Genomic DNA, 9197 nt, shown 5'->3' with positions numbered 1-9197 from the left:
GCCGGCGTGGTGACCAGACTTCAGACTTGTGCTCTTCCGATCTGGAGGCCTGGCCGAAGTCCTTGGCGGATTCGTTGGTAAATACTTTAATAGATTGACTATCTATGGGGAGAAGTAAGAATAAAATTGCTTTCTTCCCCTGCTATCAAGCTTCCATATCATAATTATCAAAACTATAATGCAAAAAAACATTGATTATCTTGATTATGAAACGACTTTTCAGAGTTGTTTTGTCAAGGATTATTGGCATCAAAAACCTTGTATTATTCGAGGGTGTGTCAGTGAATGGGATGCAAATACTTGGGATTTTCCTCATTTAAAAAAGATTCCTTATAAGGGAGAAGATCGAGGAAATTTAAACAAAGTTCAGATTCGAGATCCTAAAACCGAAATTTGGCAAAAATGTCAGCCTAATCATTTACCTCAAATTCGGGAAAAACTCAATATCACCACCCTGGAATATCAAGCGGATGAATGGTTGTTTCCTCTCACCCATCCCGAAATGCTGGAGGGAATTAAGATTCCATCCTGTTTACAAAATCCTCAGTGGTTAAATATGATTCCTTTATCTTTGCGTCCTATTTATCCTCGTATTTTAATTGGTTATGCAAACACAGGAAGTCAACTTCATATTGATGTCTGTAATACTCCTAATTGGATAGGATTAGTCAAGGGAGTTAAACGTTGGTTTGTAGTTGATCCTCAAGAAGGGCAAAAACTTGAAGATTACTTAGATGAATTTACACCTAATACTTCTGAACTAAAAGAAAAAGTAGATGTTTATTACGAGTTCAATCTTCAAGCAGGAGAAATCGTGTATTTACCTGCCAAATGGTTACATCAGGTTTATAATGTCTCCGATTCCATTGCGATTACTTATAATTTATTTAATCTCATACAAGCAATTGCTTACGGTTTTAATACTATTTTTTACAATTTTGAAAATAGTTTAGAGAAGTATAAATCACGATTAAATAAAAAACAAAAAGCAACGGTAAATGGTCAACTTGGTCAACTTGATTTTGTACCTGATTCGAGTTTTTCTTCCTCATTTAGTAAACTGAAGTTGACAAAAGCTAATGCCATTTCTAAAACTTATTAACTTAATAATAAGGTTAGATTTTCGTCATCCTGCGGTCTTCTCCTCTTTTCTAACGAAGAGCGATCGCAATCCTTGAAAAAATCTTAAGTAGATCGCATTAAAAATAAAAATAGTGTAGACTAAAGAACTAAATCTACAGATTAAGCAATTTTACTCAATCAAATAATGATTCAAAACCCAACTGCTTTAACGCCTATTTATGAAAAAGCATGGCGTGAATCCCAATTTAAGCAAAATTTACTTGATAATCCACTTGCTACCTTGCAACAAGAAGGAATGACCTTGGACGAAGGAATTAATGTCATTGCTGTTGCTGAAACTGATACTCATCGTTATATCGTAATTCCTGTAGAAGGTTCACCTGAGAAAAGCGCTGAGACTTTATTAGAATATGTACGCATTCAAGCTGTGGAGGATGAGGAATTTAAACAAGCCTTGTTAGCTAATCCTAAAACAGTTTTAATTGAGGAATTAGGCCAAGCTATTCCTGAGAAGGTTGAAATTACTGTAGTTGAGGAAACTGCTGATACTCGTTATTTAGTGATTCCACCTCAACCTGATATGCAGTATGTGATTGAACGGACATGGCTTGATCCTATCTTTAAGCAAAACTTGTTAAGTGAACCCAAATCTACTTTGGCACAGATTGGTATTATAGCCGATGATAATCAAGAAATCAAAGTGAAAGAAGAAACTGATTATCAACGCTATATTCTCTTAGAGGAAAAAATGACCGAGTGTAAGGAAGAAACCAATCCTCTATGTACCTTAAAGGTAAAAGCCAGCCAAGACACCACCTTTAAGCAACAGTTAATCCAAAACCCTAAACAGACTATTGAGCAAGAGTTAGGGTTCAGTCTTCCTTCTTGGGTTGAAGTAGAAGTTCTAGAAGAAACTCCCAATATATCCTATTTGATAATACCCCATTTACCTTCAGAAGAAGAAGTGGAAGCAGAAGAAATGATGGCTGTTACTGGTGGTGGGCGTTGGTGGCGTCGTCCTCGGCCTTGGCGTCCTCGACCTCCTGGGTGGGGGACTGTACAACCTATGTACGGTGTTGTATCACCCTACCGTAGATGGCGTATTGGATGGTGAACTTAGTCAACTTAATTTTGTACTTGATTTGAGTCTTTTTTCCTCATTTAGCAAACTGAAATTGACAAAAGCTAATGCTTCTAAACCTTATTAACTTAATAATCAAAGTTAAATTCTTGCCATATTGCGGTCTCCTCCTCTTGTCTAACGAAGAGCGATCGCAATCCTTGAAAAAATCTTAAGTAGATCGCATTACAAATAAAAATAGTGTAGATTAAAAAACTAAATCTACAGACTAAGCAATTTTACTCAATCAAATAATGATTCAAAATCCAACTGCTTTAACGCCTATTTATGAAAAAGCATGGCGTGAATCCCAATTTAAGCAAAATTTACTTGATAATCCCCTTGTTACCTTGCAACAAGAAGGAATGACCTTTCCCGAAGGAATTAATGTCATTGCTGTTGCTGAAACTGATACTCATCGTTATATGGTAATTCCTGTAGAAGGTTCACCTGAGAAAAGCGCTGAGACTTTATTAGAATATGTACGCATTCAAGCTATGGAGGATGAGGAATTTAAACAAGCCTTGTTAGCTAATCCTAAAACAGTTTTAATTGAGGAATTAGGTCAAGCTATTCCTGAGAAGGTTGAAATTACTGTAGTTGAGGAAACTGCTGATACTCGTTATTTAGTGATTCCACCTCAACCTGATATGCAGTATGTGATTGAACGGACATGGCTTGATCCTATCTTTAAGCAAAACTTGTTAAGTGAACCCAAATCTACTTTGGCACAGATTGGTATTATAGCCGATGATAATCAAGAAATCAAAGTGAAAGAAGAAACTGATTATCAACGCTATATTCTCTTAGAGGAAAAAATGACCGAGTGTAAGGAAGAAACCAATCCTCTATGTACCTTAAAGGTAAAAGCCAGCCAAGACACCACCTTTAAGCAACAGTTAATCCAAAACCCTAAACAGACTATTGAGCAAGAGTTAGGGTTCAGTCTTCCTTCTTGGGTTGAAGTAGAAGTTCTAGAAGAAACTCCCAATATATCCTATTTGATAATACCCCATTTACCTTCAGAAGAAGAAGTAGAAGCAGAAGAAATGATGGCTGTTACTGGTGGTGGGCGTTGGTGGCGTCGGCGTCCTCGGCCTTGGCGTCCTCGATTTCCTTGGCGGGTGCCTCCACAAGCTCACTACGGTGGTGTTGTATCACCCTGGCGTTCTCGATGGTGAACTTAGTCAACTTAATTTTGTAGTTGATTCGAGTCTTTCTTCCTCATTTAGTAAACTGAAATTGACAAAAGCTAATACCTTAAATATTAAGCTTTAAACTTTCCTCTTTTAGTTAATTCTCATTCCCAATTAAAATCTTGTTGTTTTGAAAAAACAAATAAATAATGACTAAACCAATCACTAAAATTACTATTGTCGGTGGGGGAACAGCAGGTTGGTTATCAGCTTTGTACTTAATAACTTTTTTAGATTATAAAGCAGGTCCTGACAAGCCAAAATGTAACATTACCCTGATTGAATCTTCCGATATTCCCACTGTAGGAGTAGGAGAAGCTACCATTCAAAATGTTCGAGAAACTTTTAAATCTTTAGATTTAGATGAAACGGAATGGATGACTCGCTGTAATGCGACTTTTAAAATCGCTATAAAGTTTGTTAACTGGTTAGGAAAAAATGATGTTTTCTGGCATCCTTTTAACGAATTACCTGAAGTTAATGGGTTAGATTTATCTCATTATGTAGTAGATAAAAAACTTAAGAATCCAGACTTTGATTTACAAAGTTATCATAAAGAAGTTCCTATTTGTTTAGCTCAAAAATCTCCGAAATTAGGGACTGAAGATGATTACAAAGGAAAACTTGATTATGGCTACCATTTAGATGCAGGATTATTAGCTACTTATTTAAAAGAAAAGTCTATTTCAAGGGGAGTTAATCACATTGTTGATAAAGTTCAAGATGTGAACTTAACTGAACAAGGTTTTATTAAGTCTCTGAAAACCGAAAATCATGGAGATATTGAAGGGGAATTATTTATTGATTGTTCTGGTTTCAGAGGGTTATTAATTAACCAAGCATTAGGGGAACCTTTTGTTTCTTATGGAGATAGTCTATTGTGCGATCGCGCTGTTGCTATTGCTTTACCTACTGACGATGAAAAAGACGGAATTAACCCTTATACAACAGCTACGACTTTAAATGCGGGTTGGAGTTGGCATACACCTTTATACGGCAGAAGTGGCAACGGTTATGTCTATTCTAGTCAATTTCTAGAACCTGAACAAGCGGAGACAGAATTCCGTAATTTCTTGGGAGAGAAAGCTAGTAATGTTCCTGCTAGACACCTAAAAATGAGGATTGGGAAAAACCGCAATGCTTGGGTGAAAAATTGTGTCAGTATTGGTTTATCAAGTGGTTTTATTGAACCCTTAGAATCAACAGGAATTTATTTAATTGAAATGGGAATTCAAACTTTAATAAGTTGTTTTCCAGATCAAACATTTAATCCTGTTTTTCGGAATCAATATAATCGCAGAATAACTAAATTTTATGAAGAAATTAGGGATTTTATTGTACTCCATTATTGTCTGTCTCAACGAGAAGATACTCCTTTTTGGAAAGCCAATAAAAATCATTCTGCTATTCCTGAAAGTTTGCAAGAAAAATTAGAGTATTTTCAAGTTATGTCTCCTAGTTTAGATGGATTTGAAACTCATTTACTCTTTGAGGATTATTCTTATTTTTGCATTTTATCAGGGAAGGAATATTTACCGAAAAATAGCCTGCCTATTCTCAAATATTTAGATGTCAAAGAGGCAGATAAAACTCTTGAAAATATCAGAACAGATGCACAAAAAATTCAATCAATTTTGCCTAAGCATTATGACTATTTAAAAGAACTGCATCAAGGAAAACTCGAAAATTTCCGTTTACTCTTTGGTCAAAATTCTCGTAAACCTTCTACGTTAGTAACCAAATAATTATCACCATGAACAACATTAAAAGCATTATTACCGAAGAACATTCTTCTCAACTTCATGTTTGGCATAAATTAGGACTTAATCATGCCACCTTAATTTATTTAGATGCTCACTTAGATTTACAACATATTAGTGACTCTAGAATTGCCCAACTTAAAGAATGTCAAACTACAGAAGAAGTTGCCCGCTTAGAAAAACCGAATCACATGGTTCCAGATAAAGGTTATAGTTACGGCATCGAAGACTTCCTTTATGCTGCTTATCATTTAGGCATGATCGATCATGTTATTTGGGTTCACCCTCTTCCTGAAGGTGAAAAAAATAACCCAATGGATTCCATTCGGATGTTACAAAACCTTCAAGGATTTAGTTTCAATGATCTTACCAGTTTTGAAATTATTGATAACTATGTAGAAGCCAATCTTTTAGGACTAAAAGTTACTATTTGTGGTTATCAAGATTTATCGAAGCTAACCCTACCTGAAAATACTTTTATAGATATTGACATCGATTATTTTATTGCCCTTCCGCAAGATAGACCTGGGATCGATCCCAAAATTGTTTTTAATGCCTTAAAATCCTTACCTTTAACTTATGATACTGTCACCTTTACCCGTTCTGTAACCAGTGGTTATATGCCTTTAAGATACCGCTTTATCGCTGATTACATGACTGCATTATGGCAAGAAAATCAGCCAGAAGCTGACCATTATGGCCGAATTTATCAGCTCGATCAAATGGCACAAGATGGAAAATTAAAAGAAGCAAAAGAAGGTTGTTTACGGGAGTTGGTTGACTTTCCTCAATGTCCAGTTACTTATTATTTGTTGAGTTTATGTGAAGATAATCCCGAACTTGCCAGAGAATATCGACAAACAGCAGGTGATATATTGCCTCAATACAAACCTAATGTTTTACGTTCTACAAATGCGATTATGAGTAGAGAACTTAAGTTTGATCAAGAAACATTAGTAGCTTTAGAAAAACGTCTTGAAACAGAACCTTTAGATGCTGGTGAAACTCAATTGTCTCACTTTAGTTTGGGTTTATTATATAGCAGTTTAAACGATCTAAATGGTGCTTTAAAACACTATCAAGCCTGTAAAACTATCAAAGAAGGAATTTATCCTCAGCTTAGTTTATCTATTGGTGCTTTATCCCTGCAAAAAGGACAAGAAACAGAAGCAATTCCTTATTTTGAAAACGCTTTAAACGATGAATCTACTGAACCAGAAGCTTACACTTTTTTAGGTCATATTTATTTGAAAGAAGCCAAATATAATTTAGCTTTAGATAATTTGTTAATGGCAAAAGAGTTACTACCTGGTTCTAAAAAACCTGTTAAATTACTAGCACAAACATATAAAGAACTAGGGGATGAAGATAACTACAAATTTCATATTAAAAAATATCAGCAGATGAAATTTTTCTTACATTAATTGTAGGACAGTAATGCAGAATTAATAATTGCCGAATTAGTGAATAGAAAAAGCATAATTGTGGCTGTATTGCCACTTATTCCATCCCAAATTCTAATTATTTAGAACGTAAGCATTTCCTACGGAATGCTGCGCAAACAGCTATTAGCTATCAGCTCTCAGCAAAAGAAGGGGACTTTAATAAATATAGACTGTTTCAGCCTGCTTTTATAGTAAGTGTAAATTATGACTCAATTAGTCAAGCTTTTCTCTCAAACTAAAAGCAATAACTGTTAACGCAGTTCCTCCGTAGGAGGCTGGCTGATAACGTAGTTCTAACCATAGGAGGCTAGCTGACTGCTGAATGCTTACTTTAGAACTTTTTTTCAAACTCAAACTTATTATTTTCAAAGGAGAAAAGAATGAAAATTTCCATGATCGGACACGCTTCCATCTTTGTTGAAACTCAAGACAGTAAATTTTTAATGGATCCTGTTTTATGGGATCCTCATCAAGAAGGATTATTTGATGTATGTCCCCAACGAGAAGTTCTCCACGATCTAATTCCTGAATTTGATGTTTTAATAATTTCCCATAAACATTTAGATCATTTTGACATTCGTTCTCTAGCTTACCTTCCCAAAGATGTAGAGGTTATTATCCCTAAAGATACCTTAATTGAAAGATCTTTGCGTAAATTAGGATATAGCAAAATTTATCCTCTTGGTGATTTTCGGCAGTTAAAAATTGGTAACACCAAGATTATGACTACTCGCTCTGAGAATCGTGTTCCTGAATTTGGGGTTATTTTCGCTGATGAAACAGGTGTTTTCTGGAATTGTGTTGATACAGAGCTAGTTCCTCCTACTATCGCTACTGTTTTAGAACATTATCCCAAAATAGATTTTCTCTTAGCTACATGGCAACCAATGATGGAAAGTAATTTTCAAAGTAATGAAAGTTTAGAATTTCCTTACCATAGCTATGGGCAAGTTCTCTATAATATTAACTTAATTAATCCTACTGCGGTTGCCCCCGGAGCTAATGCTTTCAAATATATCGACGGTGGTTCATGGTTAAATCAGATTGTATTTCCTGTTACCCGTGAACAATTCTGTGAAGATGTACGTAAAGTTTGCCCTTCGGTAGAAAATAATGTATTTCCTTTAGATCCGAGTGACACAGTAGAATTTAATCACAATCAATTTGTTTATACTCCCAGTGGTTGTGAATTTGTCAAAAAAATTAAAGATGATCGAGAAGAATTGGATTTCTCTCCCGTTAATGTCGGCAATAGTTTGGTAGATGATAATCCTGATAATTATGATCTATTAGAAATGGAAGAGGCGATCGCTTATAAGATTGAAATTGATTTAACTAAACTAATTCAAGAACAACAAGATAAAATTTTTCTAGAACATAAACGCTGGAATGTTGTTTATCAGCTAGAAGTCGTCTTTCCCAATGGAGTCAAAAAATGGTATTGTGATTTTTCACAAAAATCTCTGAAGATGGAAAAAGGACGTAATCCCCTTGCTAATTTATTGAGTTATACGACAGCATCAGGATTTTATAGTTTAATTCAAAAAACTAAAGGATGGGATTATATGGGATTAGGTGGTTATCATCGTAGCTACAAGAAAATCTATCAAGTTGTGCCATTGGGATTAGTACTTCCTCACTATATTCAATTTCCCGATCCTTTCTCCATATTATTTGCAGAAGAGGATTTAGAAATTATTATGCGCGATCGAGAAATTGAACAGTGGAAAGATTGTCACCCGAGTTATGCTTCTAATTCTCAAACCAAAAAAGTTCAATTAGCTTCTGTTGATTCAGATTTGACTTTCAATGCTTCTGATTGGTTAAAATCCTCTATTCATTAGATTTAGAGAAAATCAGACTTCTATCAGTAGTAGCTCTACTACTATAGCTGGGTAAGTTCTGACTGTGGAGGAGATACTAAATCCATAAGACAAACCTACCCTAGCAAATAGAGATAATAAAGCACCTTCAAGCTATCTTGTAATCAATTAACATTCATCAAATATAAAATATTAACATCATGAAAAAATCTTTGGAAAGAAAATTATCTAATTTAAAAGAAATAGATTTTGACTTAGATGAAGAAGTCAGTGATGATCAACTAGAAAAAATTTATGGAGGAAAAGTTGCCACTTTCACAGTAGGTAAAAAAAATAGTAATACCCGCTATCGTTCTCGTTTTCGTGGTTTGTGGAATTTCTTTTTCCGTCGTCGTTAATTTAGATTTTAGGGACTTCCAATAAATAAATTATCCAATTTTTGAACTAGATGTGTTTGTTTAGCTGCCTCTACTCCCTAAATTCAGGCTAATTGTATATTTTTTTATTTGGAGTTCCCTTAGTGGTTTAAATTAATGGAAACGTAATAAATACGTTTTCCTATTCCTCAAACTTTAATCAAATTATTTCTCCAATAATATCAAATCCAAATAGTTATTGTATAGTTGCGGGTTTGGAGGAGGGGAGTAAGGGAGATTGAAGTAATTATAGAATTATAGCAATCAGGAATCAGTTGTGAGAATTGAAGTGTTTCTTAAAAGTGTGGAATATAGCAATTATTATATTTATATGATACGTTTTTTTATTATTTA

Annotated in this window: 7 protein-coding genes; all 7 read left to right on the top strand. The window is 34.7% G+C overall.

The window, feature by feature from the left end:
- Positions 1 to 178 precede the first annotated feature (178 nt).
- The 7 genes from F6K54_RS33620 to F6K54_RS33590 all read left to right on the top strand — a co-directional run bounded on the left by F6K54_RS33620 (position 179) and on the right by F6K54_RS33590 (position 8825).
- The gene (locus F6K54_RS33620; protein WP_293087837.1) at positions 179 to 1102 is read left to right on the top strand and encodes a cupin-like domain-containing protein; all 924 of its coding nucleotides are present in this window, start codon (positions 179 to 181) and stop codon (positions 1100 to 1102) included.
- Positions 1103 to 1267: 165 nt separating this feature from the next.
- A complete protein-coding gene (locus F6K54_RS33615; protein WP_293087835.1) occupies positions 1268 to 2197 on the top strand; it encodes an NHLP leader peptide family RiPP precursor in 930 nt (309 codons plus the stop codon).
- Positions 2198 to 2457: 260 nt separating this feature from the next.
- Complete coding sequence (locus tag F6K54_RS33610; RefSeq protein WP_293087832.1) at positions 2458 to 3384, top strand: NHLP leader peptide family RiPP precursor; 927 nt, start codon at positions 2458 to 2460, stop codon at positions 3382 to 3384.
- A gap of 164 nt (positions 3385 to 3548) precedes the next feature.
- Complete coding sequence (locus tag F6K54_RS33605) at positions 3549 to 5144, top strand: tryptophan halogenase family protein (protein ID WP_293087830.1); 1596 nt, start codon at positions 3549 to 3551, stop codon at positions 5142 to 5144.
- A gap of 8 nt (positions 5145 to 5152) precedes the next feature.
- Positions 5153 to 6583, top strand: a complete 1431-nt coding sequence (locus tag F6K54_RS33600) for a hypothetical protein (RefSeq protein WP_293087827.1) — start codon at positions 5153 to 5155, stop codon at positions 6581 to 6583.
- Positions 6584 to 6984: 401 nt separating this feature from the next.
- On the top strand, positions 6985 to 8448 hold the full coding sequence (locus F6K54_RS33595; RefSeq protein ID WP_293087825.1) for an MBL fold metallo-hydrolase: 1464 nt from the start codon (positions 6985 to 6987) through the stop codon (positions 8446 to 8448).
- Between the two features lie 179 nt (positions 8449 to 8627).
- Positions 8628 to 8825, top strand: a complete 198-nt coding sequence (locus F6K54_RS33590) for a hypothetical protein (protein ID WP_293087822.1) — start codon at positions 8628 to 8630, stop codon at positions 8823 to 8825.
- Positions 8826 to 9197 lie beyond the last annotated feature (372 nt).

Origin of the sequence: Okeania sp. SIO3B5, from assembly GCF_010692555.1 — a bacterium.
Lineage (GTDB): Bacteria > Cyanobacteriota > Cyanobacteriia > Cyanobacteriales > Microcoleaceae > Okeania.
The sequence above is the reverse complement of the archived record's forward strand: the minus strand, read 5'-3'. Positions and strand labels throughout refer to the sequence as shown.

Excerpts from the sequence above, each read along its gene's own strand:
- F6K54_RS33615 (WP_293087835.1), top strand. The coding sequence starts at position 1,268 with ATGATTCAAAACCCAACTGCTTTAACGCCTATTTATGAAAAAGCATGG.
- F6K54_RS33605 (WP_293087830.1), top strand. The coding sequence starts at position 3,549 with ATGACTAAACCAATCACTAAAATTACTATTGTCGGTGGGGGAACAGCA.
- F6K54_RS33620 (WP_293087837.1), top strand. The coding sequence starts at position 179 with ATGCAAAAAAACATTGATTATCTTGATTATGAAACGACTTTTCAGAGT.
- F6K54_RS33590 (WP_293087822.1), top strand. The coding sequence starts at position 8,628 with ATGAAAAAATCTTTGGAAAGAAAATTATCTAATTTAAAAGAAATAGAT.
- F6K54_RS33595 (WP_293087825.1), top strand. The coding sequence starts at position 6,985 with ATGAAAATTTCCATGATCGGACACGCTTCCATCTTTGTTGAAACTCAA.
- F6K54_RS33610 (WP_293087832.1), top strand. The coding sequence starts at position 2,458 with ATGATTCAAAATCCAACTGCTTTAACGCCTATTTATGAAAAAGCATGG.
- F6K54_RS33600 (WP_293087827.1), top strand. The coding sequence starts at position 5,153 with ATGAACAACATTAAAAGCATTATTACCGAAGAACATTCTTCTCAACTT.